Below are 23,936 nucleotides of genomic sequence, written 5' to 3'. Positions count from 1 at the left end.
AATATAGAGGTATCCAATGAGCGTAGATATTTGCAAAGCGATACAAGCGCTGGTGCTACCGCTATTAAATGCTCAGCCTCAGGCTAAGTTAGTATTAGCTTACAGTGGCGGGGTGGATTCTGAATGCCTTGCCTATGGCTTAAGTCAGTTTGCCCAGCAGCACCCTAATATCCCTTGTTTATTGGTCCACGTTCATCATGGACTCAGTGACAATGCTGAGCATTGGGTTAATCATTGTCTTACTCAGGCTAAGCACTATCAGTTACCCATTCAAATTGAACGTGTCTCAATTCAAAAAGCTGCGCGACAAAGTTTAGAAGCCCTCGCCAGAGATGCCCGTTATAAGGCTTTTAAACACTATCTCAATCAGGGCGATATATTACTCACCGCCCATCATCAAGATGATCAACTGGAAACCCTCTTATTAGCCCTTAAGCGTGGTCAAGGCCCCAAAGGCTTAGCGGCCATGGGCGCCATGCAGCCATTTAATCATCAAAGCTGGATAGTAAGGCCATTGCTTGATGTCACTCGCCAGCAAATTGAAGATTTTGCCCGTGATAATCAACTTAAGCACATTGAAGATGAAAGCAATAAAGATGAGCAATTTGACCGTAACTTTTTGCGTCATGAGATCATCCCGAGACTAAAAGCGCGCTGGCCAAGTATTGCCACCACCGCAGCACGCAGTGCAAAATTATGCGCTGAGCAGCAGCAAGTGATTGAAGATGAAGTTGCTACTCGCTTACCCGCATGGCTTGATACCGCAACGCCATTTGAGTTGCCCGCTTTTAAATTACAGCACTTGTCAGCGCAAACACCTCAATGGCAAGCACTGTTGCTGCGGGGCTTTATTCAATCTTTAGGGTTTAATTTGCCGTCTCAATCGCAGCTAGAGCAAATGTTACAGCAGCTGATCTATGCCGCTGATGATGCCAAGGTGGACGTTAATTGTGCTGATTACTCAATAAAGCGTTTTGCTGGCAAGGCATTTTTGGTGCCTGTTAGTAATGAAAAGCCAGATGATGTTGAGTTGATTTGCAATATTCAATCATTGTGTACTGGCAAGCAATTGAATTTAACTGCGCAGATGAATCAGCAAGCTGACTGCGCTATTGGTTTAACGCAAACCGGAGTACGACTAAGGTTAGCGACAACGGAGCAAGTGACTATCTCATTTGGCGCCAAAGGCAGTATTCGTTGTCAGCCGCATTTTCGTGATAAGGGCCGTGAGCTTAAAAAAGTTTGGCAGGAGCTAGCCGTGCCACCTTGGCAAAGGCATAAAATACCGCTTATTTTTTACAATGACACCTTAGTTGCCGCCATTGGTTTTTGGGTTGATAAACGCTATCTTGCCAGCCATAACGAGTTAGGCGTTTGTTTGCATACTTAATTTAAAGCCGTTTTTACCGGCGGCTTTTGCTGCATACAGCGCCATATCTGCAGTTTCATAAAGTTTGTCTTGGGTTTGTGGTGGTAAAAACTCAGCGACCCCAATACTGCATTGCACCTTAAATGCACTGGTTAATGGGTGGCTATTTATTGCCGCAATAATACGTTCACACAAAGGTGTCATCGTATGTTCTTTTCCTTGGGCTATAATAATAAATTCATCACCACCAATTCTAAATGCTTGGTCAGTATTGCGGATAGCATCATTTAATAAATCAGCAAACTCTTTTAATACCGTATCCCCCAGTTTATGACCATGTTGATCATTGAGGTTTTTAAAGTTATCTAAGTCCAGCACAATCAGAGAAATATCAGCTTGTTTTCGGTTAGCTCTTGCCAGTGCACTCTTAATACTTTGCCGATAATAATAGCGATTACCTAGCCCAGTCAGGGCATCAAACATCGCTTGATTCGACATCTGTGCATATTGGTAGGCATTATGTAATGGCTGATTGAACAGTTCTTCTAAGGTGTTTAACAATCTTGTTTGACTGGGTGTCAGTGGCGTAGATAAGTAATATTTAATGCTATAGGGCTCACCAAAACCGGTGATTACTCGCTGAATACTGAGCCCCTGGCAACGACCCCAATTCAGTTTTAATTGGTGATTAAGCTGAATGCCGCGGATCGGCAAAACTTGTCCGATGCTTTTGCCATAGCTGGCAAAAACGCTTTCAGGGTCTAAATTTGAATGTAATTGCTGTAACACGGTCAGTAAATTAAGCCTAGGTTGTTCATCGGATATTTTATAATAAGCTTCTGATTTACTTATAGTTAGCTTCGGGTATGGTTGTGACGTTACTGCGTAGTCCATAGCTATTATCCCAATGATGATTTCAAGTTTCTAATTGTTATTCGTTTGATGAATTTATGAAGCAATAATTATGCCTGTTATTATTTGTTTACCATTTTCATAAGGTTATTGTTAATTTGCCACTTTGTTAATAGACTGTTTATCTAATCGTTATTTTATTGACTCGGAGAACATGCCTTTATGGAGCACAGTATTTTCATCCATATTCTCTCAATGCTAGTCATTGCGATTGTGGCAATTTCCTTGTTACGCCGAGTGGGTTTACCGCCAATATTGGCTTATCTATTAACCGGGGTTTTCAGCGGACCGAGTGGCTTTCATTGGTTTACTCAAGCGCAAATGCATTCAGTGGCAGAATTGGGTGTGGTGCTGCTTATGTTTAGCTTAGGGTTAGAGTTTTCGGTTCCTAAGCTCTGGTCTATGCGCCGCACAGTATTTGGTTTAGGCAGTGCTCAGGTGACGTTCACCGCATTAATTGCCGGTTTAGTGGCCTACTTATTTGGTCAAAATATGGTTGCTGCAGTGGTGATTGGCTCTGCTGTGGCGCTATCATCAACGGCGATTGTGCTAAAACTGGTTAATGATCAAGGCTGGATGCGTCGCCGTCATGGCGAGCTCTCTGTCAGTGTGCTGTTATTTCAAGATATTGCCGTGGTTCCGCTACTTATCGTCTTACCTTTGTTATCTCCTAGCAGTGAAGCCATGGGCGCAGTTGAAATAGCTTGGGGGCTGTTCACGGGTATTTTGGCCTTTTTAGCATTGATGTCATTTGGTAAATGGATTTTACCGCGTATTTTTGATGAAGTAGCCCGCTCTCGCTCTAATGAATTGTTTGTATTATCAACCTTAGTGGTGGTGTTAGTGACTGGGGCGTTTACCCAGTGGCTGGGGTTATCCATGGCGTTAGGTGCCTTTATAGCGGGGATGCTGTTAGGGGAAAGTCAGTATCGACGTCAGTTAGAAGCGGATATTAGACCATTTAGAGATTTACTGATGGGACTGTTTTTTATCTCCATCGGCATGCTATTAAATTTTGCCATTGTTGCTGAGTTTTGGTGGCAAATTTTATTAATCCTCATTGCAGTGTTAATGACCAAAATCTTAGTGGTGTTTGGTTTATTAAAGCTTGGGGGCGAGCAATTTAAAGTGGCATTAAGTACCGCCATCAGTTTGGCTCAAGTGGGCGAATTCAGTTTCGTGGTATTAGCCTTGGCGGTTAATTATCAGCTATTAGAAACTCAAATGAGTACCATTTTAGTGATGGTGGCGGTGTTATCCATGTCCATCGCGCCTTGGTTAGTCAGGCATTGTGTTGATATTGCAGCAAAAATTGAGGGTAAAACCAATAGTAAAGATCAAATGGATGAAGAATTCATTTTACCCAGCCCTGATGATGGCGACTTGGTATTAATATTGGGTTATGGCCGTGTAGGGCAAACCATTGCGCGTTTTTTAAAAACCGAAGCGGTGCCATTTGTGGTGCTGGACTTAGATCCTAAACGTGTTTCTGAAGCCCGCGCTGCAGGCGAGCCTGTCTATTTTGGTGATGCCTGTAAAATGGGCTTGTTAAAGCAAATAGGCATTCGCCGAGCCAGTATGGTGGTGATCACCTTTGGTGAGTCAAGACAGGTTGAAGACTGCTTAGCATTATCACGTAAATTAGCCCCTGAAACTAAAATTATTGTTCGCACTACAGATGATGCTGAATTAGAAAATTTAACACAAGCTGGCGCCACTCAAGTCATTCCAGAAAAGCTCGAAGGCAGTTTAATGTTAGTGTCGCAAGTGCTGTATAAATGCGGCGTGCCGCTACCAAGAATTATTAAACGTTTAGAGTCTGAGCGCCGTAATCACTACCAATATTTACATGGCTTTTTCACTGGCGCCGAAACCGATTTTACCTTGGAGTTGTTGCACGCCGTGGCGTTAGATACAGGCGCAGATGCTATCGGCAAGAAACTCACCGATATAGATTGGTCGCAATTTCATGTTGAAGCCCGAGCCGTGAGGCGCAAAGGTGAGGAGTTAAGTCCACCGCCAGATGATTGGGTGTTTGAGCGCCGTGATATTGTGATGGTGGTGGGAAAACCTCGTGCAATTGAAGCCGTTGAAGAGCACTTATTACAAGGTTAGTTATAGGGTTAGTGACAAGGTTAGTAACAAGGGTAGCATCACTATACTTGACCACACTATGACATTAGCTTTAAAAAAAATCATTAAAGCGCATGTCACGGTAGAATTTTACTGACATCTTCCATAGAATGGATGGTTACGCTCGTTGTTGTGTAGCCATCTTTTGCTACAGCTCGTATGGAATAATGCATGTCGGCCAAATTGTTTAATCTTCCAATAAAAATTACCTTAGAACTTGTTGCTAAGCTATTTTCATCTACTCAACTGCAAAAGGCGCAGAATTATTTGATTGAGGGGCGGGTACTCGACGTTCACGCCAGTCAAGATAACCACAATGTTGAATCCTATGTGGTAGGAACCGCCACCGAGCCTTATCGTCAAGACATCAGCTTGGTCAATGTCAATCATAAAATCGTGATGAAATCTCATTGTACTTGCCCTGTTGCTAGCAATTGTAAGCACGTTGCCGCAGCGTTACTGGCGTTAGTGGATAAAAAGCCAGTTGAAGAGCAGCGCCTTAGCCAATGGATCTTACAATTAGATAAGCAAGACACCCTCACACAGACCGAAGATGATGAAGACAAAGAACGGATCATCTTTGTATTATCAAGCGATCATCATGGTATTTTTGTTGAGTTTAAACGCAGTAAATTAAACAAAAAACAGCAATTCAACAAAGGCAGTAAAGTTGCGCTGAACGATGTGAAGTATCATCTGCCATGGTGGATTAACGCCGAAGATAGCCAAATCATTAGCTTATTATTATCGTCTTCAAAAAGTGCCTCAAAAATCTATCTTGAAGGTGAAATTTGCGCACTCGCATTAAATAAGATGATCCAGCTTGGCAGTTGCTTTTGGGAAGAAAGCCGCACCCCAATTCAGATGACCCGCGCGTTAACCCCAGACTTTATTTGGCAAGAAACTGACGCTCGCCATACGCAAATCAGTATGACCATGCCTGAGCTTGAAAACTGGGAGTTTATAGCCACCAATCCACCGATGTTCATGGATTTAGACTATCTAAAGATTGGCCATTTAGACACTGACTTAAGCGTTGAAAAATTAAAGCTATTGCAACAAATGCCGCCAGTGCCATTAGATAAAGTCGACGATATTAGCGATAAAATGCTGCGTCACTTTTCCCCTAAAAGTGTGCCTGTACCCAGTGAAATTGAATTTTATGAGATTGAGCAGGCATTAGTTGCCAAGCTGACTTTTACCATGGTGCAATTAAGCGACAGCGCCGTTATGCAGCCGGTATTACAGTTGCAGTTTAGCTATGGCGATATGCTGTTGTCAGGCAAATTAGCCCGCGAAAAAATCACCTTGATTAAGCAAGGTAAAGTCCAGTATCAAATTCATCGTGATCCTGAGCAAGAAGCGCAAGTGGTGCAAATACTACAAAGCTTGCAACTACAACTTATTGATAACAGCCTGCTGACCTATAACCATGCCAGTAGCTTTTACAGTTTAGGCTTAATGCCTGATATGGTAAATGAGTGGGCCCAGCTCACCACCTTCGGGGTGATGACCTTAGAAGACTTAGGCTACAACGTAGAGTTTGCCCCAGAGTTTGACCTTAATATTGTTGAAGCCGACATTGAAGTTGACCTTGACGATGATGAAGACAGCGGCTGGTTCTCACTGTCACTTAATGCTGATATTGATGGTCAAAGTGTGCCGTTATTAAGTTTAGTTGCCCGTTGGCTGCAGCAAAATGGCGAGCCAGATGACGAACAAGAGCTTATTCTGCCAGGGCCTAATGGCCGCTTTGTGAAGATTAAAGCCAAAACCATTAAACCGCTTATTTCGGTTATCCAAGAGTTATTCCAGCGTGGTGGTGGCGACCAACTTGAAGTCCCTCGTAATCGGGCTGACTTATTGAATGAATTATCAGAAAGCGATATTCGGTTACTTAATGGTGAGCGCGTTAGACAGTTAGCCAATAAACTTACCGAATTTAAAGGCATAGAGTCAGCGCCGTTGCCTGAAGGGCTTAATGCCACCTTACGTGATTATCAAAAGCAAGGTTATGACTGGCTGTGTTTCTTAAAAGAATACCAATTAGGCGGTATTCTTGCTGATGATATGGGGCTAGGTAAAACCTTGCAAACGCTTGCATTTTTACTTAAAGCGAAACAATCAAAGCAACAAAGTAGCGCAGTTAATCCGCGGGCATTTAGGCCCAGTTTAATTGTTTGCCCAACCAGCTTAGTGGGCAACTGGTTTAAAGAAGCACAAAAGTTTACCCCAAGTTTAAAAGTGCTGGTGGTACATGGCAGTAAACGTCAGGCATTACTTGAGCAGATTGAAGATTACGATGTGATTGTGACCACTTATCCTTTGATCTTGCGTGATGAATTGTTCTATAGCGAATACAGCTTTGAACATATTATTTTAGATGAAGCGCAGCAGATTAAAAATGCCCAAGCAAAAGTCACTCAAGCGCTTAAAACCTTCAAAGGCCAATTTAGATTGTGCTTATCAGGTACGCCACTTGAAAATCATTTAGGCGAATTAAAATCATTAATGGATTTTTGCTTACCGGGGTTATTAGGCCAGCATAATTACTTTAATAAAGAATTTAGAGGCCCGATTGAAAAGCAAGCTGATACTGAAAAATCGGCGATATTGCTAAATCGTATCGCGCCGTTTTTACTGCGCCGCACCAAAAGTGAAGTAATGTCGGAGCTACCTGAAAAAACCATTATCATTCAAACCTTAGAGTTAGAAAAAGATCAGCGTAATTTATATGAAAGTATCCGTTTAGTGATGGAGAAAAAATTACGTGAATTGTTTGCGAAACAAGGTGTATCAAGCAGTCACATTGAGTTTTTAGATGCACTGCTTAAACTGCGCCAAGCCTGTTGTGATCCACGCTTAGTGAAGCTAGAGCAAGCGCAGTACGTCAAAGATAACGCCAAACTCACTTGGCTGACTGAGAATGTACCTGAGATGGTTGAAGAGGGCCGTAAAATCCTTATTTTCAGCCAGTTTACCGGTATGTTGGCGCTAATTGAGCAAGAGTTGATTGATTTAGGCATAAGCTATAGCAAGCTTACCGGGCAAACCCGTAACCGTCAGGTTGAAATTGATGCTTTCCAAGAAGGCGAAATACCGGTGTTTTTGATTAGCTTAAAAGCGGGCGGCACAGGACTTAACTTAACTGCCGCCGATACCGTGATCCATTTTGACCCATGGTGGAACCCCGCAGCTGAAAAGCAAGCTACAGATAGGGCGCACCGTATCGGTCAACTTAACCCTGTGTTTGTGTATAAACTGATTGCTCAAGGGACGGTAGAAGAAAAAATTCAAGAGATGCAGCAGCACAAGCAAAGCCTAGCTGATAGCATTCTTGCAGGCAGTGCTAAAAGCCAGTGGACGGGTAATGCAGATGATTTGTTGTCACTGCTTCGCTAGTTAGTAAGTAGCTAATAGGGCTTTATTGCGCCTTAACAAACTCGTCCATACAATCAAACACATTGATATGTTGATATTGCCAATAGAGCTGAGATAACTCAGCTCTATTTTTTTTATGTGCAAGTTGTTGCTCAATGAAATTCTCAGTTTGTTGATGAGTTTGTTGATGAGTTTGTTGATGAGAGTGTCGCTCAGTTTGTTGACTGGAGCCGTTTTCATCCAACGACGCTGCAAGGTAAGCCATAAGTTGGCTAAATTCAGTTAGCTGCAAACCTGCTACAGGAATAGAGGCGGCATAGTCGTAGCATTGGCGGCTGTCAGTGCTATATTGCAGCTGATCAAATTGATAAAACACAATATCTGCTTGGCTTTGCAGCATATCGATATACAAAGACGAATAATCGGTAATTAATAGATCCACCTCATTAATAATTTCATAGGTATCTTGCCAGTCACTGATATTAATGATGTTGGGGTAATCAGATAACTCATTGCCAAGCTGGGCTTCATTAGGGTGAAACCGTAATAAAAATAGCTGCTTAGTCGCTACTAAGTAAGCTGATAACAACTCAAAATCAAATGCCTGTAAGTAAGGATTCGATTGCTTTTCAGCAAGTGCTGATGCATCACGCCATGATGGGGCATAAAGAATAATACGCTCAGCGTGATTAATTTGCTTAAGTTCATCCACTAAGGAGCTTGCTTGGGGATAGTGGCGGTAATAATCCGTGCGCGGATTACCGCAATGGAGCATTTGCTTGAGATTGATGTTAAAGGCGCTGGCAAAAAGATTAGCCACTAAATCACTGGGGGCAATCATATAGTCAGGTTTTACTTTTTGCTGGTGGTATAAACTTGCTGCGTTAAGTTTTTCACTCAGGCTTTGGGGGTGATAAACCCTTAATAAAGGGCCGTTGTTAATATCATACTCAATACGTTTTAGCGGCGAGCCATGCCATAAATTAACCTTGGTCGCACCTTTTGCAAAGTACTGATTAATATCACCAATATAGCTGGTATAAAAATAAAACTCAGCGGTTAATGCATGATAAACCCCTTTAGCGCTCCAGCGGTGATAAGCTTCATAGCCTTGCTGGCTTAATGCCTTAATCACATCACTATCGCCACTTATCCATATCGCGCGTATCGTTTTATTGTGCTGCCAATGTAAAAACAGGTATTTGCTATTATCGGCAAATTTATTTTTATAACATCCCATCACTGCTTTGCGCGTTCTTGGCGTTAAGCCAGATAAAAAATACACGCTTTGAGTCATGACATATTTGATGCAATTGGCAATAAATTGGCTCATGCAATGTCTCCTTGACTGTAAATTCCTTTAAATACAAAGATAGCACTAAACTGCTAATAAGCTTAGGCCGCATTAACAGATTTAACCGCGAGGTTATTTTTAATCTCAGTGGTTGAAATATCGTCGGTACGGGTGAGGTACATGACTTCGCACTGACTTTTTAAGAAATCAAATTCACCTTGCCAATCATCACCGATGGCAAAAATATCAACATCAAAGCGGCTAACATCAGCTGATTTTTGTTGCCAGTTTTGCTCAGGAATGACCTTTGATACATATTTACAAGCCGCGACAATTTCTGCTCGTTGCTGATAGCTAAAGAAAGCGGCTTTACCTTTTAAGGCATTAAATTCATCGGTAGAGACCCCAACAATGAGCTGATCACACATTTTGCTTAGGCGTTCAAATAATCTCACATGGCCAAAGTGGAATAAATCAAATGTACCGTAAGTAATGATGGTTTTCATAATGAATATCCTTGTTTAATCAGTAATTAGTTACAATCTCTAATTTAAAATCAATTTAGCTTTTAATGATGATGTCAGCTTGTTGGTGGTGAAGCTTTTGCTGCAACATGTTTGCTAGGTACAGTGGCTTTTGCGCTTGGGCAAATTCCATTTCAACCATTTGTATTTCTTCATCAGGAGTATGCTGGTCAAAATTCAATTGCACCGGTCCATAGACCCCATAACGGGTGTTGCTGTCATGCAAATGTTGATGCTTACTCGATGCGCCAAATAGGGCTAAATCGCCTTTGGCTGCTAACCAAAGCTGTGGCAGTAGTGCAAAAAACTTGTTGTTAAAATTAAACTTGTGCGCTTTAACGGCTTTATTGTGGTTATTAATCACGGTTTCAGTCAGCACAGGTTTTTTAGGCTTGATGATCAATGCCCCCACAAATAAGGTCAGTAATAGTGGTGACAGTAAGATATAAAACATCATCATTAGTCCACGCTGCATTAGCGTGTGGTAATTACTGGCGCTTTGGGTCGATGTGGCGATTAAACTTTGATCTTCAATTCTGCTCCAGCTGCTAGTTTGCGGGTCAATCATCAAATCTTGGGAAATGATTTTATTGTTGACCGATAATTGCGGCCCAACATAGGTGTTAGGCAAAATGATACTGTTTTGAATCTGGCTATCTTCAATAAAGCAGTATTTTCCCACCACCACTGCATCAGTTAATTGGGCTTTATGAGACACTTTGGTGTATTCACCAATTGCACCATAAACGTCCGCATTATCTAATTGCGGCAGCTCGCATTGCGCTTCAACCATAAGGCTTTGGCTGCTTGAGCCTGTTTGGTGTTTGCGACCTTTACTGCTAAATATCTGACTACAAATCACAAATTCAGTGGCTGCCACATAGCCTGACAAGCTGTCTAAATAAAAGCACTGACCATGAAGCACTTGGGCGATGCTATCGTCATGATCTACCGCTGTGGTTTGCAGTGGCCAGTTAAGCAATTGATGGTGTTTCCAGCCAGCGGGTAGCATCATCATTCCAGGGTTACGCTGCGCCATTGTTGCGTGAACAAATTTGGCCGGTACCATGCTGGAAAATGCCACAAAACGCTCTAGGCAGGGGCTTCTTAATATATCGCCTCGAACCACTAATGCCTGGCTGGTGTTATCGATATGCATTCTGGCAAGCACGCTATTTACAGCTTCTTGTGGCTTACTTAAAAAATACTCAATGTTCAAACCCCATTGCTGGCCATTGCCAATTTGGGCTTCCACTTGTTTTGCATCAGCGCAAATCACCATTTTGACTTGGGTTATGCCTGCATCCGCTAAATCTTCTAGGGTGTACTCCACTAGAGGCTTGTTTGCTAGCGGTAATAGCGCTGGGCAATATTGCTGGTTTAGCGGCGCTAATTCATTTCCATTGCGGTTGGCAAATACGATAGCTTGCATAAGGTCTCCTAGTAGGCGCCACGCGCCAAAAGTACAGCTGGAATAGTTTTTAATAACAGTGTGATATCTTCTTTAAGCGATTGTTTGTAGATGTAATCAATGTCCAGTTCTACTTGCTTATCAAAAGGAATATCTGAGCGTCCGCTAACTTGCCAAATGCAGGTGATGCCAGGTTTTACCCCTAATCTGCGACGGTCGCTTAACTGATATTGGCTTACTTCATTAGGTAGTGCAGGTCTTGGGCCAACTAGTGACATATCACCAATTAAAACGTTCCAAAGTTGTGGTAACTCATCGATTGAAGCTTTGCGGATAAGTTTTCCCATGGTGGTAATACGCGGATCTTGCTTCATTTTAAAAATGACGCCACCTTGCATTTCATTGTTTTGTTTGATTTTTTCTAACCTTTGCTCGGCATCAATATACATTGAGCGAAACTTCCACATGGTGAAAGGCTGGTTATTTATGCCACTGCGTGTTTGTGAAAAAAAGATCGCCCCTTTCGACTCAATTCGGATACTTAATGCGGTTAACGCAAATAAAGGCGCTAATAAAATTAGCAAAATGCTAGCAGCAACAATATCGAATGTGCGTTTTGCAAATTGGCCACATTTGATTTTAAAGAAGTACCAATGACGGTTGTGATTTGAAACAGCTGATAGCGGCTGAGCCTTAGCTTGGCTGGTGGCTGAGGCCAAATTTAGCTGTTGTTTTTGCTTTAACACTCGCGCTAAAAATAGCGGGTTACCCACCACGTAGCGTTTCCACATGCGTTGTGGCTCTTGTGCTAAGCGCCATATCCATTCCATTCCTACTTGTCTGACGGCAATAGGTGCACGAGAAACATTATTGGCGAAGTAATCAAACAGTCCACCAACCCCAACGGCTGCGCCCACATTTAGTTGATATTTATGCTGTTCAATCCAGTGTTCTTGCTTAGATGCGCCCATGCCGACGAGTAGGAGCTGCGCCCCAGATTGATTGATTTGCTCAATCACTTCTTGTTGGTTGCGCTCATTTAAATAACCATGATGACAGCCCACTATGTGTAAATCTGGGTATTGCTGTTTGAGGTTGGTCGCCGCCTCTTCAGTAGTGCCAGCAGCAGCCCCCAGAAAAAACAGTTTTATCCCTTGCTCACTGGCGCGTTGACACAGTATTGGCAGCATATCAGTACCATTTACATTGTCTTTAAGGCCGATACCGTGTAGCTGACAAGCAATACGGACACCACTACCATCAGCAAAAACTTGTTGGCATTGATTGAGGATATTTTTATAAGAGCTGTCTGTTGAGGCAATGTTCAAGCAGTCTGCATTTACAAAGGCAAAATGTTGGGTTTCATCGCCCGCAGATTGCTGCGCTGCATTAACCAGTTTTTCAACACTGTCAGCCATTTTATTATTATCAATATTGACCCCAAGTAAGTTGAATTGCTCAGGGTAATTCAGCTCAGTAGAGACAACAATTAAACGGCAAATTAGGCACTTACCTAGGTTAATTAGGTAATGAAATAAGCTGCTAAATTCAGGGGCAGCGTTATTGATATGTTCAATCCCCATATTGCGCTGCATTTTTTCAATGGAAAAAACACCAGGGCGGCTATTGGCTGAACTTGGCTCAAACACGCAATACTCAAAGGCACTGCCTAAAAAACCAATATCGCCTTTAATGATCCCCAATAAAAACGGCAGTCTTGAAAAGCGCCCTTGGTTAAATTGATACAGCGCGACTTGGCGATCTGATACATGAATGTAAATGGTGTCGAAAATAGCTTGCTTTGAGCAGGCAAGTATTAAGGTTTTAAACACCATTATTGGTAGCATTAAAACCAGTAATATTATCGCCATAAAGCAATCAAAAACGCGGACAGACAATAAGGTTGCACTAGATGCCTGCGACTGGGTTTGAGTGTTTACTGATTGATGAGCGTCCATACCATACCTCATAAAATGCAATGATTAATCGTTCGATACCTTGTTATTGCACGAACTGTTCCATATTTATTAAGCATCTAATTAATGGTGTTTTATTGTATTTTTTGGCTGGTTTAAGTGGTGAGTTTTTAGCATGGGGGTTACAATAAAAAGCTGACTTTGCAGAATGCGAATCGCACTGCAAAGCCAGAACAGGGAAGATGAGATAAGCGCTGCGGGTTACAATTTACTTTCTTGCATAAATTCACTTGAAACGCCGTCACGTGAAATACGCAGTTTTTGTAAAATGCCGATAAATTTTTGCCCAACAGCCTCGATAGCGATATAACCCCAAGCAGGTATTATCCACTGCGCATATGCGGCAATCATGGTGGTGACGGTTTTAAAGGTTTCACTTCTTATAATGCTAGGTGATGCTTTCATCGCGCGGTTAAACAGCTTTACAGCAGCGCTGCCATCACCAATGCGAATAGCTTGTCTTGATAAGTATCGTAACTGGAATCCGCGAGCAGACTCTTCATGTTGCTTTAATAATTTAGGAGCAAAACCACGGGCTTTTTCAATCATTTTCTCCCATGAGGCATATTGCTTCTCAAGGTTTGCTGATAAGCCACCGTGATTTAAACGGTAGTAAGTTAATGGCTCTGGTAGCCCTTCAATTTCCCAAGAGGTGGTTGCAGCAATACGTAACCAACATTCAATATCTTCTGATTGGCGGAAGTCTTCATCAAAGTAGCAGCTGTGGCGATTTTTACTGCTTGCTGGCTGAAAGCGTATGTCGTTTAAGGTGCTGCGGCGAATAACCGGCGCAGAGCCATTTCCTACAGGGTTACGGCATAATAAATGGGCCGCATCAATGTCAAAAAGTTTTGGCATTTGATAAAAATCGATAAATTTACCTTGATAGTCAATAAAGCTTGAGCGTGAAAAACTTAATCCAACTTGTGGGTTCTTATCTAAATGCACCACATGGCGTTGGAGTTTTTCAGGGTGCCATAGATCATCAGAATCAATAAAGGCTACAAACTCACCTAATGAATGACGAATACCGGTGTTTCTTGCCGCAGCTAAACCTTTGTTGGTTTGATGGCGGATGATATGTACTCTTGGATCGCCGATAAATTGTTTACATATTTGCATGCTATTATCATCACCGCGATCATCAACAATCAATAGCTCGAAGTTGTCATAGGTTTGCTTTAATACTGATTCAATAGCCGATTTAACAAACTGTTCAACGTTATAAACTGGCATTACTACTGAGATTCTAGGAGACATAATGTTTTCCTTAACTGTTTGTAACAGTTGGTTGATTAAATGAGATACGGCTGCTGTACCAGCAAAGCCAAGGCATAATAATTAAGTAAGTCATCATCACACTCAGTGCGACTGTGCTTAAGCTGAACTGACTTGCAACACTGATCACCAGAGTTAACAAAGCGGTGATAGCTAAATTGAGTTTGAAATTTAAACGGCTATGGCCGTGGGCAAGTAATAACTGACTGGCGGCTTCTGCCATTGGGCGAACAAGGCCGCTTAAACATAAGAAGATGAACACTGAAATGGCATCGGTTGTTAACCATTGCTCACCGTATACAAATGGCACGTAAAAGGGCGCAAGTGTTGTTTGTAAGATGATGATAGGGGCGGTAATCGCGCTAATGGCCATCACACTGTGGCGAAACTTCTGCTTAGCAAGTTGTTGGCTATTTGCTGCATTGCTGGCGATTTTATCGTCGCTACAAAGGTGCGAGTAAAACGCGGTACCAAAGCTTTGAACTAGCCCTAAACTGATCCCCAAGCTGACGTTATAAGCAAAGAAGTAAACCCCCAATGCCTCAACCCCCATAAAGTAACCAATAACCAGATAATCAATGCTTTGTCTTAGGGTGTTAATCAAATCGCTTGAGCTCACCGGAATGCTAAAGCTAAGGATTGATTTAACATTTTTAACGGAGGCTTTTTGGGTAAAAGTCGGTAACGGATTGCCATTTTTATGTAGGTAAATCCAGACCAATACCATCACCACTTTAGGGATGATAATGGCCCACAAGCCAAAGCCGCTCAGTGCAAGTATTGCAGTTAAGATGCCATCGCCCACGGTTTGCCAAAGGTTGGCGCTAGCCACTTTACGCATATTGTTGTTACGTAAGTTCACCGTGGCGTACAACATGCCAAATGGCAGTAATAAATAGCTGCTGGCAACAAACAAGATAGGCAAAACAAGTTGGCTGTCTTGGTAGTAATAAGCCAGTGGTAAGCTGATTAAACTCATTAGTGCAAAGGCAATAAGGCAGACGCCGAAGTTAATCACATTGGCGCTGGCTAAGTTGTCTTTAAACTCGGTATCATTCATGCGAATAAGTGCAGCTGAAGTAATCCGGCGAGTTGGAGTACAAATTAATTCAAATAGGGTTAAGGTAATGGCCACTTGACCGAAGATTTCAGGTGTCAGTAATCTCGCGGTTATCACGCTAGCTGCTAATCTCACAATGCGGCCACTAAACTGAGCACTCGCCAACCACATTAGGTTTTTACCCAATGTACGGATGCCTTGATTCAGCATCTGGTTGACGGTCGTTTTAGGACCTAGTGAGTTAGTGGTTGTTTGCATTATTTGTACCCTTGATCTTGTTAGCTAATTTGATGTTGTTTGCAAATTCAAATTAGGACTAGCTGACTGCTTACAAGGGGAGTTACACTTATCGTGCCAACTTTTATCTCGTTGTTTTAATAGTATTTTGTGTTATTGGGAACTAATACTGTTGAGGTGTTTTAGCAAATTGAGATAGGGCAGTTGCAGTTTGCAATACTTTAACTGAGAGCATCAAAGCGCTTTTTATTGGTTTGCTTTGATGTATGGCATTAACCCGTTTAGGATTGATATGCCGCAGTTATTAATCCCTCAGCGATTAGCTGTGCCAGTGCGTATTGGCAAGTGAGTGACAGGCAAAATTAACAGGATGGACAAATGAACAAATCGACTTCTTTATTGGCGAGTATGGGTTTGCTACCAGCGAGCTTAATCTTGTTAGCTGGAGTAACCTTATCAGGCTGTAGCCAAGATGTGCCAAAGCAGCAAACTGCGCAATCGGCTACGCAATCGGCTAAGCAAGCAACAGCACAATCAAGTGCAGCTGAAACTAGCCTGTGTACTCAAGCTTGGTTTAAACAAGTAGAGCAACAACTGATTTCTGGGGATGGTCAAGGCCATGGGCCCGACTTAGGCTCAGATGAATGGCAGTCGGTGATTGAATTTAAGTTAGGCGTAAGGGGCGACACTGATGTGCCTAATCGACACACTACGGCTTGGTGCGCGTATGTGCAGCAGAAATTATCTCAGTAACTAACTGTTATTATCTATGTGAGTGTTATCCATTATTATCAGCTCTTATCAAGGGCTGACTTCTGCGTCACTTTAGCGGTTAGCGGTTTGCGATTATAACAAGGGGTCATCGCTGTGCATGCTATGGGGGTGAATTATCTATTACCAAAAAAATGTTGATAATGTAACAACTATTAGCCCCTTTAAGCTTAGAGACCTAGCGACTATTATTACCGCTGTTATGTGGTTAGGAGGTTATGTTAATTCTGTTTGCTATGGCGGGGTTAAATAAGGTTATAACCATATAAAGTGCTTAATTAATAAGAGTTTTTCACATAAAAAGTTAACAGTAACTTATTAAATAAGCATTTGTTTTAAGTTTTATTTAGCTTAGCTTAGCTAAGCAAGATATGGATTTTATTGCATACTTTATAACTTATGGCATTCGGCAGTTGCATTTCCCGTGGATGATAGCCGGGAATATTAATGAAAGTGGAGACAGTAAATATGACACATCCAATTATTGAGGATTTAAATAATCGCTATACAGCAAAGCGTTATGATCCTTCAAAGCGTGTTTCAAAAGAAGATTTAGCGGTGATCTGTGAGGCGATGCGACTTTCTGCATCTTCAATTAATTCACAGCCTTGGAAGTTTATTGTGCTTGAAAGTGATGCGGCAAAACAAAGAATGCACGACACTTTCGCCAATAAGTATCAGTTCAATCAGCCCCATGCTAAAGCCTGTTCGCATATTATTTTATTTGCCCATAATCCTCACTATACCCGTGACGATTATGCCAAAGTGGTTGATAAGGGCATTGAAGATGGTCGCACAAAACCTGAAAACCGCGAGCAAGCTTTTGGTGGTTACTCTTTTGCTGAATTAAATACCGATGCACAGGGCAATAACGAGGCTTGGACACGATCTCAAGCTTATCTTGCACTGGGTAACACCTTGCATACTTTAGCCCGTTTAGGTATTGACTCGACCACAATGGAAGGGGTTGATAGTAAACTTATCGGTGATATTTTTGCCAAAGAATTAGATGGTTATGAATGCTATGTTGGTTTAGCTATTGGTTATCATCATAGTGATGAAGATTACAATGCCAGCTTACCTAAGTCGCGTCTTGCATTTGATCAAGTGATACAAATTATTTAATGGCGTAAGCCATAGCCGCTGTGATGACAGTGTTTTGTTACCACTTAGGTAACAAAACACCATGATTAGTCTTTCAATGCAGCGGCTTTTTTGAGTACGGCTTCAGGCTCTTCAGCTCGCAGCGTCATACCTAATACAATTAATCCTGGCCAAAATAAATAGGCTAGAATTTCTAAATTCTCGCCGAAGGTATATAACCCCAACATCAGTAAAATTGCCATGCCGACTCTGGCCATGGGCTGACTAAATAATCGAATCAATAGCATCAAGAAGGTGACTAACATCGGAATTGCTAACGCTACAGCGCCGACAACGCCTTTAACAAACAATAATCCATACCAAGTATGATGCGAACCTATGGGCATGTATTCCACCATGTGCGGCCCTCGCTCAACGATGCCATGACCAAAGACCACCGCTTCATTCATCCACCTTTCAACGGCAATATCCGCCAAAGCTTGACGAACGCGAGTTGAATCGGCGCGGGCAGCTTTAATGGCGGCAATACTGATTTGTATTTTGTTGATAGTGGCTTCACCGACAACCCCAATAAGTAACATTAACGGGCTAAGTAAAAAGTACAATAAAGGTGAGCGCACAAGTTTAAATAGGGTGAAAAAGCCGATTAAGGCGAAATAACACACCAAACCAAGGCGGGATTGCGACATTAATACCATTAGTAAGCTGCCTGCAATGCCCCACTTTTTCCAACGTGAATCCTTTTCTTGTACGGCAAAAATAAAATATAAGTTACCTAGCATGCCTAATGCCGGCGCCCATGGGGTAAACAGACGCCAGCGGGGAACGCCGCTGCCAGGGTCGATTTCATATAAACTGACGCTGAAAAACTCAGGCCCCGGACCACCAATAATGCTCAGTGGCGACACATATAAGGTGCTGGGTAAGCCAACTTTCCAAGCAATTAAAAACAGCGGGAACAGCAAAATAGTATGTTTGCAGACTCTGCAGCAGGCGCGATAAATAATTTCAGGCCGAATAGATAAGCAGCCAATAAGCGGAAATATTGCCAGTAAGGCCCAGCCTTTGGCCCAGCCAATAGATGATTTAATTAGTTTGCCAATACCTAAGCCAAAATCGAGGTGGCCGACCACTAAGGCAATAAGCATGAACAACATGCCAAACACCCATACATAATGGCTGATGCTAATTCTATAGGTGTGCTGACCTGAAAGTTTTTTATAAAGTAAGCGTGCAAATAGCACCCATGCAATCACAGGCGCAATGACATATAAAGCACCAAACAGCCAAAATAAGTAACTATAAACAATGCTGTTGTATATTATTTTTTCGTCAACATTTTGCGCAACAATGGTTTGCGGATCCATAAAATGCTCAACCCTAGCAGTAACATGAAAGAAGCGCTTAACCCACCAAAGATAATTAGTATGCTGGCTAATTTATTGGGAGAATGAGCTAAACTCGGCGGCGAAAATAATTGCAACATGGGGTAAGCCGAGTAGATATCTGATTTACCCACATCCAATTTTGCCATCGCAGAGGTTAATACCGTTGTGGCTAACTGGTGTTCACGTTGTAAATCTGCAAGCTTGGCGGCATCATCGTTACTGTGCTGCAAACGTAGCTCCCACTGATCAATTTGCGCGATCAGTGAATCGACTTCTGATTGCGTCGCTTGTCGTTTGGAGGCTATGGTAATGAACTCTTGCATCATCACTGCGCGGCCATCAACATCATCCACGGTTAGCATCATCAAAATTTTCTCATCTTGAAATCCAATAATGGTATTAAAGCGCTGCTTCATACTATCGAAAATACTGTCTAATTCTGCTTTTAAGGTGACTAATGTCGGGTGACGACGACCCAAGCGCCCGGCATTTTCAATGTAGGTGGTATTGGCGGTGTTGTGCTTTTCAAGTAACTGCTGAAACAGCTTATCATTGTTGAGTTTGAGTAAAATCGCAGCTTGTGAGTCATTAATGCCAAGGTGTTTTTCATACAGAGCATAACTGGCATTTAAACCTTGCAGTGACGCTGAAAGGGTTACTTTACTATGGCGTAAGCGCTCAATGGTGATGGCTAACTCTTTAAACTGATCAAGGGTTATTAGGCCTCGCTCAGATTGAAAATCCAGTAATTGTTTTTGGGTTTGCTTTACTCGGGCGTTATAGCTTTTCAGGCTACGCTGAATACCACGCTCGCGCAGGCTATTTTCATCAAAACGCAGATCGTCAAGAATGTCTTGTAAAGAACGATACATAGCCCAGCCACGTTTTTGAGCTTGCTCTGGCGATGCGCCATTAATACTAAACTCCATTAAGCCCGTTTGACTGGGGAGTTTAAGTTTGGGTTTTGCTATTTCACTGCTAGGCACTTTTAAATAAAACGCAGCGGTTTGCATCAGCAAGCTGCTCATGGAAATCGCTTTGAAATTCTCTCTTGGATCAATGGCAGAGCTCATATAAGGCGAGCTATTTGAGCTACTTGCTTGACCAAGACTGTCAAGGCTTAGGGAAGACCCCGCAGCGACCCCAGGTAATATGACCACCCATTTACTTTCGTATTTAGTGGGGGTTAATGCAATAAAAACAGCCACCAACAGCCAGACAATGAGCAGTGATATCAAGGCTGTTTTGATGTACAGGCGTTTACGGGCTTTAGGGGTTAAGTGACTGCCTTCTAATGTGGCGCGTTTAATCCAATATAAATAGGCAAGTTCTGAAAAGCTGGCGTAATCTTGCTCTGTTTTGATGCTAGTGCTAGCGCTTTGTGCGCTTTGGGTTTCGTTATCAAGCTTAACGTCAGTATCAGCGCTTGAGCTTGTGCGCGCCTCTGCGCTTGAGTCTGCTTGTTTCTGGCTTTGTTCGCCTTTGCCGCTTTTGCTGTTTCCTTGGCTCATTATTGTCTCCTTACAACCATCCGATAAGGGTTGTTGGCACGACCAATTCAGTTACTGTTCTGGCTATTTCACGGATATTAGTTACGCGAGAGTCATAACAGGCAAGTCCGTCACCGGGGAGCAATACTGGATTTGATTCATTATTCCAAGCCGTTTGAATTAAGCCATCAATTGAGCGTTCGACAACATCTATTTGATTAGATAATGGGTTTTTAGTCACTAGGATAACGTAACGACTGGCATTGGTGGTTTGGGCACCACCGACACAGTTGGCCGCAATGGCGCCATTTAGCAAGCGGGTGCCGTAAGGAAAGCGTGTCGCTTCACGGTCTACTGCTGACTGACTATTTGAACTTGCAGGTTGCGTTAAGTTTGACATAAATACCCTGATCCCTGGCGTTGTCAATTGAGAAGGTCTGGCTAATTGATCATTAAATGAATGCGTTGAAGGAACATGTACATGATCGCCAGCCATTAAAGTCATGTTTGGTACTTTCTCTCCTGTTAGCATACCACGTAAATCCATATTGAAAACCTGACCATTACGGATGACCTTGATTGCTGAAATATCAGCATCTGGGCGCACCCCACCAGAGGACTTTACCGCGGCGGCAACATTACGCTGAATGGCTTGGTCACCAGCAAAGTTACTGCCATCATCTTTAAGTTCAATGGGGAGTTTTTTGTTGATCATGTGCTGGCCCGGCTCAAATACTGCACCGGAGGTGGTGATTTCAATAGGCGCCCAGCTAATAGGTAATATACTGATACGCACCGCATGGGCCAGCATCAGATTTTCATCGATTAATATGTTTCTGATTTGATTATTTAATTGCTTAAGAGTCAGCCCTGTAACTGAAATTGGCGGTAAATAAGGCAAATAAATATTGCCGTCGGCATCTACTTCCACATCTTTACTAAATTCATCACCATTGAGTATTTTTACCGAAATTTTATCACCCACAGATAATGACAACGCTTGCTGGGTATCAACCACCATCGACTTATTACCGAAAATTGGCGCAGTAGGAAAAGTCGTATGGTTTGAGGTCACAGCACTGACCTTTCTGTTATAAGGCGTTTTTTGGCCAAAGTAATGGCAGCTAGTGAGTTGCTGCTCTAAATCACAAACATCTTGCTCGGCTGGTTGCATAGGGGTCACGCAAGCCGTTAAGCCTGCGATAATAGTGATAGAAAGTAGTGATTTGAATATGTTCATTTCTGTTCCCCTTTACGTCCGTGATTTAGTGATTCCTGCTTAGCTTGCTAACTCTGAAATGATTTGCTCATCAAAGTCAGAAGGTTCAACAATGCTGCTATGACGTAAAAAATCTAACGCTAACGCCTCGGTTTCAAAAATCTCAAAAATATGGTGTAGGCGCGTTAATTCAATTAATGAACGTACAGCAGGACTCGGTGACAGTAATACGATGTTGCCTTGATAATTCAGCGCTTGATTACGGGCGGAGATCAGCACAGATAAGCCACTTGAATCGATGTACTCTAAATGCTGCATGTCGATAACTAAACGGGTATGGCCTCTATCAATATAATCAACCAGTGCCGCTCGGTAAGTTGGGGTATGAGCCATAAACATTCTGATAGGTAATGTTACTACGCTTGCGTGTTGGGCTACTTTGATTTCAAATTTCATAACCTGCTCCTAAACATCTATTGATGCGCTAACTTTGATTTACTAAATCGTGATGAGATAAATGACGCCTAAAATTGAAGGGGTGGATTAATCATTTATCCTCTGCTTAATCTATAGTTAGCAGGATGCGTGCCAATTATTTATCTGTTATTAATCAGTTGTTTGTGGTTTTGTTTTGAGGCGGCGTGGCTGTGGGTTGCTTATTGCTAAGCTTTAATTGCGGTTTGAAACTATGTCGTTGCAGAATGCAAACAGCACTGATCACGACCTCACGACCTAGGATTTGCAATTCGCAGTATTGATTTAATTTATATTGCAGGGAAGGTTAAGCCTGAGTAGCGATAATATAAATTATCGATAAAGCGTAAAGCGGCTTTGGCTTGATATAGATTGTTTGATATAGATTGTTTGATATAGATTGTTTGATATAGATTGTTTGCTAAATTGTATTTGAGTAAAGACGTATTTCAAGTTGGTTTAATGAATCTCTGGACATAACTTTAGCAACTAAATCTCTACTAGGTTCTCCCTTAGTAGTGATAAAATAGCCGCATTAGAATAACCGAGAAAATCTATGTTTATCCATCATGTTAACGGCATCGACTGGCTGGTGATTACAGCTTTTGAAGAACTGAAAACGTTATTTATTGAAGAAGCTGGTACGATCCCCTTTTGCTTCTCTACCGCCAGCGAATTGAACCTGATTGAGCAAGCCAAACGCACTTATGGATATTTGCCTACACTTAGCGGCGTAATCACAGATACTGGCACTTTTCAACGTCAGGATAACGAAGAAGATTTGAGCCCACAACTTGCCTGCTTAGTTGAGGGGCGTGGTCGGGTATTTATCTATCACGGCGGCTTTGTGGCTTTTGTGGATGACGAGCAAACCTTTATTACTCGAATGGACTGAAATTATTCAGTATGTTGAAATCGGCGAATGGGCATCCATAGCAAGGAATAGGGCATATCTGCGTTACGAGATCTAGCCCGTCAGCACGAAGCTGGACAGAAATGATTTAGTAACGCCCGCATAAGGGGCTGCAAAACTAAATCGCCGCGTAGTTTTGGTGTCCCAGCCCGGTTTATCCGAGCGACTTGATGCGTTTGTGTACGCCCAGCATGGGCATGAACTAATGAGGTGAAAGTCCTCTGTAGGAAGGTCACCGTTACTCTTTCTTAAAGAGAATAACATACTGTTATTAAACGTTAACTACTAGCGAATGGCAAGGGCTTAAYCGCGAGGTTTKGTCCRGAGGAAGCCGCTAGCAAATTTGCGAGCTGATGAACAAGAACATCATATGAGGCGTAGGCTAGAGGTGAGTTGGCACAAGACGACGAAACCACGTGATCTAWTGGCCACCGTAAATGATGCAGCAGTGCAAAGAAAGTTCATGTTCTTATCTGGGGAGATCTGCTTAACACGCGATYGGTMATTAACCAGTRAGGCTCTGGTGTATAAGTGCCTTGGCTTTTCARYWTCATCGACTGAAAAGAGCGAAYCAGATGGAAACCGATAGCGCATGACGGGGTAACTTGGCATGTGATTAAGCAGAAGTCAGCAGACGGCATAGTAGCCCAACGCCCATTGTAATGATTGGGACATGGTGAAGGCCTGAACATTTAGAAGAAGGAGGAGTCTTGTCAAACTTATCGATACCCACTACGTCGCCAGACGATTACTATCGGCAGCGTATTGATATGCAACCGGCCTTCAACCGCGATCTATTTCAACAACTGCTCGAACCTGAAAATCTACACCGAGCTTGGCGTCAAGTTAAAGCCAATAAAGGTGCGGCGGGCATCGATGGCATGACCATCGAAGCCTTCCCGCTCTGGATGCAACAAGGCGGCTGGCAACAGTGTAAATATCAGTTAGAGCGARGTGAATACCAACCCTCAGCGGTCAGGCGCGTAGAGATCGACAAACCCG

At 42.6% G+C, this 23,936-nt stretch carries 17 protein-coding genes and 1 pseudogene; 7 read left to right on the top strand and 11 right to left on the bottom strand.

All coding sequences use genetic code 11. The features are described 5' to 3' along the window. Nucleotides 1-16 precede the first annotated feature (16 nt). Nucleotides 17-1,390: a tRNA lysidine(34) synthetase TilS gene (gene tilS, locus BM739_RS17230; protein ID WP_076542889.1), complete on the top strand. Its 1,374-nt coding sequence runs from the start codon at nucleotides 17-19 to the stop codon at nucleotides 1,388-1,390. On the opposite strand, the gene BM739_RS17225 is transcribed toward tilS, so the two are convergent. Then, complete coding sequence (locus tag BM739_RS17225) at nucleotides 1,367-2,263, bottom strand: GGDEF domain-containing protein (protein WP_076542888.1); 897 nt, start codon at nucleotides 2,261-2,263, stop codon at nucleotides 1,367-1,369. The genes tilS and BM739_RS17225 overlap by 24 nt on opposite strands. Nucleotides 2,264-2,443: 180 nt before the next feature. On the opposite strand from BM739_RS17225, the gene BM739_RS17220 reads away from it, so the two are divergent. Together BM739_RS17220 and BM739_RS17215 are read left to right on the top strand one after the other, a co-directional pair. Then, nucleotides 2,444-4,396 (top strand): monovalent cation:proton antiporter-2 (CPA2) family protein, encoded by a 1,953-nt coding sequence (locus BM739_RS17220; protein ID WP_076542887.1) that lies wholly within the window; start codon nucleotides 2,444-2,446, stop codon nucleotides 4,394-4,396. 189 nt (nucleotides 4,397-4,585) lie between these two features. Next, a complete protein-coding gene (locus BM739_RS17215; RefSeq protein WP_076542886.1) occupies nucleotides 4,586-7,816 on the top strand; it encodes a DEAD/DEAH box helicase in 3,231 nt (1,076 codons plus the stop codon). 22 nt (nucleotides 7,817-7,838) lie between these two features. On the opposite strand, the gene BM739_RS17210 is transcribed toward BM739_RS17215, so the two are convergent. From BM739_RS17210 to BM739_RS17185, 6 genes are all read right to left on the bottom strand, one after another. Then, nucleotides 7,839-9,128, bottom strand: coding sequence for a CDP-glycerol glycerophosphotransferase family protein (locus tag BM739_RS17210; RefSeq protein WP_076542885.1), 1,290 nt, complete (start codon nucleotides 9,126-9,128; stop codon nucleotides 7,839-7,841). A gap of 62 nt (nucleotides 9,129-9,190) precedes the next feature. Further along, nucleotides 9,191-9,595 carry a glycerol-3-phosphate cytidylyltransferase gene (tagD, locus tag BM739_RS17205; RefSeq protein WP_076542884.1) on the bottom strand — a complete coding sequence of 135 codons (405 nt, stop codon included), beginning with the start codon at nucleotides 9,593-9,595 and terminating at the stop codon, nucleotides 9,191-9,193. A gap of 55 nt (nucleotides 9,596-9,650) precedes the next feature. After that, nucleotides 9,651-11,045, bottom strand: a complete 1,395-nt coding sequence (locus BM739_RS17200; RefSeq protein WP_076542883.1) for a sugar phosphate nucleotidyltransferase — start codon at nucleotides 11,043-11,045, stop codon at nucleotides 9,651-9,653. An 8-nt stretch (nucleotides 11,046-11,053) separates the two neighbouring features. Then, nucleotides 11,054-12,982 (bottom strand): WecB/TagA/CpsF family glycosyltransferase, encoded by a 1,929-nt coding sequence (locus tag BM739_RS17195; protein ID WP_076542882.1) that lies wholly within the window; start codon nucleotides 12,980-12,982, stop codon nucleotides 11,054-11,056. Nucleotides 12,983-13,201: 219 nt separating this feature from the next. Next, a complete protein-coding gene (locus BM739_RS17190; RefSeq protein WP_076542881.1) occupies nucleotides 13,202-14,260 on the bottom strand; it encodes a glycosyltransferase family A protein in 1,059 nt (352 codons plus the stop codon). A gap of 10 nt (nucleotides 14,261-14,270) precedes the next feature. Continuing rightward, entirely contained in the window at nucleotides 14,271-15,596 is a 1,326-nt protein-coding gene (locus BM739_RS17185; RefSeq protein ID WP_076542880.1) for an oligosaccharide flippase family protein, read from the bottom strand. A 357-nt stretch (nucleotides 15,597-15,953) separates the two neighbouring features. Between BM739_RS17185 and BM739_RS17180 the strand changes: the two genes are divergently transcribed. Both BM739_RS17180 and BM739_RS17175 read left to right on the top strand, forming a co-directional pair. Beyond that, the gene (locus BM739_RS17180; RefSeq protein ID WP_083698209.1) at nucleotides 15,954-16,328 is read left to right on the top strand and encodes a hypothetical protein; all 375 of its coding nucleotides are present in this window, start codon (nucleotides 15,954-15,956) and stop codon (nucleotides 16,326-16,328) included. A 486-nt stretch (nucleotides 16,329-16,814) separates the two neighbouring features. After that, the gene (locus tag BM739_RS17175; protein WP_076542931.1) at nucleotides 16,815-17,471 is read left to right on the top strand and encodes an NAD(P)H-dependent oxidoreductase; all 657 of its coding nucleotides are present in this window, start codon (nucleotides 16,815-16,817) and stop codon (nucleotides 17,469-17,471) included. A 65-nt stretch (nucleotides 17,472-17,536) separates the two neighbouring features. On the opposite strand, the gene BM739_RS17170 is transcribed toward BM739_RS17175, so the two are convergent. From BM739_RS17170 to BM739_RS17155, 4 genes are read right to left on the bottom strand one after another with little or no spacing between them, the layout of a single operon-like run. Continuing rightward, complete coding sequence (locus tag BM739_RS17170; RefSeq protein ID WP_076542879.1) at nucleotides 17,537-18,817, bottom strand: capsular biosynthesis protein; 1,281 nt, start codon at nucleotides 18,815-18,817, stop codon at nucleotides 17,537-17,539. After that, nucleotides 18,772-20,349 (bottom strand): exopolysaccharide biosynthesis protein, encoded by a 1,578-nt coding sequence (locus BM739_RS17165; protein WP_254843576.1) that lies wholly within the window; start codon nucleotides 20,347-20,349, stop codon nucleotides 18,772-18,774. Before BM739_RS17165 ends, BM739_RS17170 begins: the two co-directional genes overlap by 46 nt. 10 nt (nucleotides 20,350-20,359) lie before the next feature. Beyond that, a complete protein-coding gene (locus BM739_RS17160) occupies nucleotides 20,360-21,568 on the bottom strand; it encodes a polysaccharide biosynthesis/export family protein (RefSeq protein ID WP_076542878.1) in 1,209 nt (402 codons plus the stop codon). Between the two features lie 39 nt (nucleotides 21,569-21,607). Continuing rightward, nucleotides 21,608-22,003: an STAS domain-containing protein gene (locus tag BM739_RS17155; RefSeq protein WP_076542877.1), complete on the bottom strand. Its 396-nt coding sequence runs from the start codon at nucleotides 22,001-22,003 to the stop codon at nucleotides 21,608-21,610. Between the two features lie 574 nt (nucleotides 22,004-22,577). Here BM739_RS17155 and BM739_RS17150 point away from each other — a divergent pair. Together BM739_RS17150 and BM739_RS17145 are read left to right on the top strand one after the other, a co-directional pair. Next, nucleotides 22,578-22,916 carry a cytosolic protein gene (locus BM739_RS17150; RefSeq protein ID WP_076542876.1) on the top strand — a complete coding sequence of 113 codons (339 nt, stop codon included), beginning with the start codon at nucleotides 22,578-22,580 and terminating at the stop codon, nucleotides 22,914-22,916. A 728-nt stretch (nucleotides 22,917-23,644) separates the two neighbouring features. Then, nucleotides 23,645-23,936 (top strand): annotated as a pseudogene (locus BM739_RS17145) (group II intron reverse transcriptase/maturase); the annotation flags it as partial.

Origin of the sequence: Shewanella sp. UCD-KL21 (assembly GCF_001957135.1) — a bacterium.
Classification (GTDB): Bacteria; Pseudomonadota; Gammaproteobacteria; order Enterobacterales; family Shewanellaceae; genus Shewanella.
Note: the sequence above shows the minus strand (reverse complement) of the source record. Positions and strands in the feature narration are given on the sequence as shown.

What these genes read in the sequence shown, in the direction of transcription:
- BM739_RS17210 (WP_076542885.1), bottom strand. Translation starts at nt 9,128, where the DNA reads ATGAGCCAATTTATTGCCAATTGCATCAAATATGTCATGACTCAAAGC.
- tagD (WP_076542884.1), bottom strand. Translation starts at nt 9,595, where the DNA reads ATGAAAACCATCATTACTTACGGTACATTTGATTTATTCCACTTTGGC.
- BM739_RS17170 (WP_076542879.1), bottom strand. Translation starts at nt 18,817, where the DNA reads ATGGATCCGCAAACCATTGTTGCGCAAAATGTTGACGAAAAAATAATA.
- BM739_RS17190 (WP_076542881.1), bottom strand. Translation starts at nt 14,260, where the DNA reads ATGTCTCCTAGAATCTCAGTAGTAATGCCAGTTTATAACGTTGAACAG.
- BM739_RS17180 (WP_083698209.1), top strand. Translation starts at nt 15,954, where the DNA reads ATGAACAAATCGACTTCTTTATTGGCGAGTATGGGTTTGCTACCAGCG.
- BM739_RS17175 (WP_076542931.1), top strand. Translation starts at nt 16,815, where the DNA reads ATGACACATCCAATTATTGAGGATTTAAATAATCGCTATACAGCAAAG.
- BM739_RS17165 (WP_254843576.1), bottom strand. Translation starts at nt 20,349, where the DNA reads ATGAGCCAAGGAAACAGCAAAAGCGGCAAAGGCGAACAAAGCCAGAAA.
- BM739_RS17155 (WP_076542877.1), bottom strand. Translation starts at nt 22,003, where the DNA reads ATGAAATTTGAAATCAAAGTAGCCCAACACGCAAGCGTAGTAACATTA.
- BM739_RS17185 (WP_076542880.1), bottom strand. Translation starts at nt 15,596, where the DNA reads ATGCAAACAACCACTAACTCACTAGGTCCTAAAACGACCGTCAACCAG.
- BM739_RS17200 (WP_076542883.1), bottom strand. Translation starts at nt 11,045, where the DNA reads ATGCAAGCTATCGTATTTGCCAACCGCAATGGAAATGAATTAGCGCCG.
- BM739_RS17225 (WP_076542888.1), bottom strand. Translation starts at nt 2,263, where the DNA reads ATGGACTACGCAGTAACGTCACAACCATACCCGAAGCTAACTATAAGT.
- BM739_RS17195 (WP_076542882.1), bottom strand. Translation starts at nt 12,982, where the DNA reads ATGGACGCTCATCAATCAGTAAACACTCAAACCCAGTCGCAGGCATCT.
- BM739_RS17220 (WP_076542887.1), top strand. Translation starts at nt 2,444, where the DNA reads ATGGAGCACAGTATTTTCATCCATATTCTCTCAATGCTAGTCATTGCG.
- BM739_RS17215 (WP_076542886.1), top strand. Translation starts at nt 4,586, where the DNA reads ATGTCGGCCAAATTGTTTAATCTTCCAATAAAAATTACCTTAGAACTT.
- BM739_RS17150 (WP_076542876.1), top strand. Translation starts at nt 22,578, where the DNA reads ATGTTTATCCATCATGTTAACGGCATCGACTGGCTGGTGATTACAGCT.
- tilS (WP_076542889.1), top strand. Translation starts at nt 17, where the DNA reads ATGAGCGTAGATATTTGCAAAGCGATACAAGCGCTGGTGCTACCGCTA.
- BM739_RS17160 (WP_076542878.1), bottom strand. Translation starts at nt 21,568, where the DNA reads ATGAACATATTCAAATCACTACTTTCTATCACTATTATCGCAGGCTTA.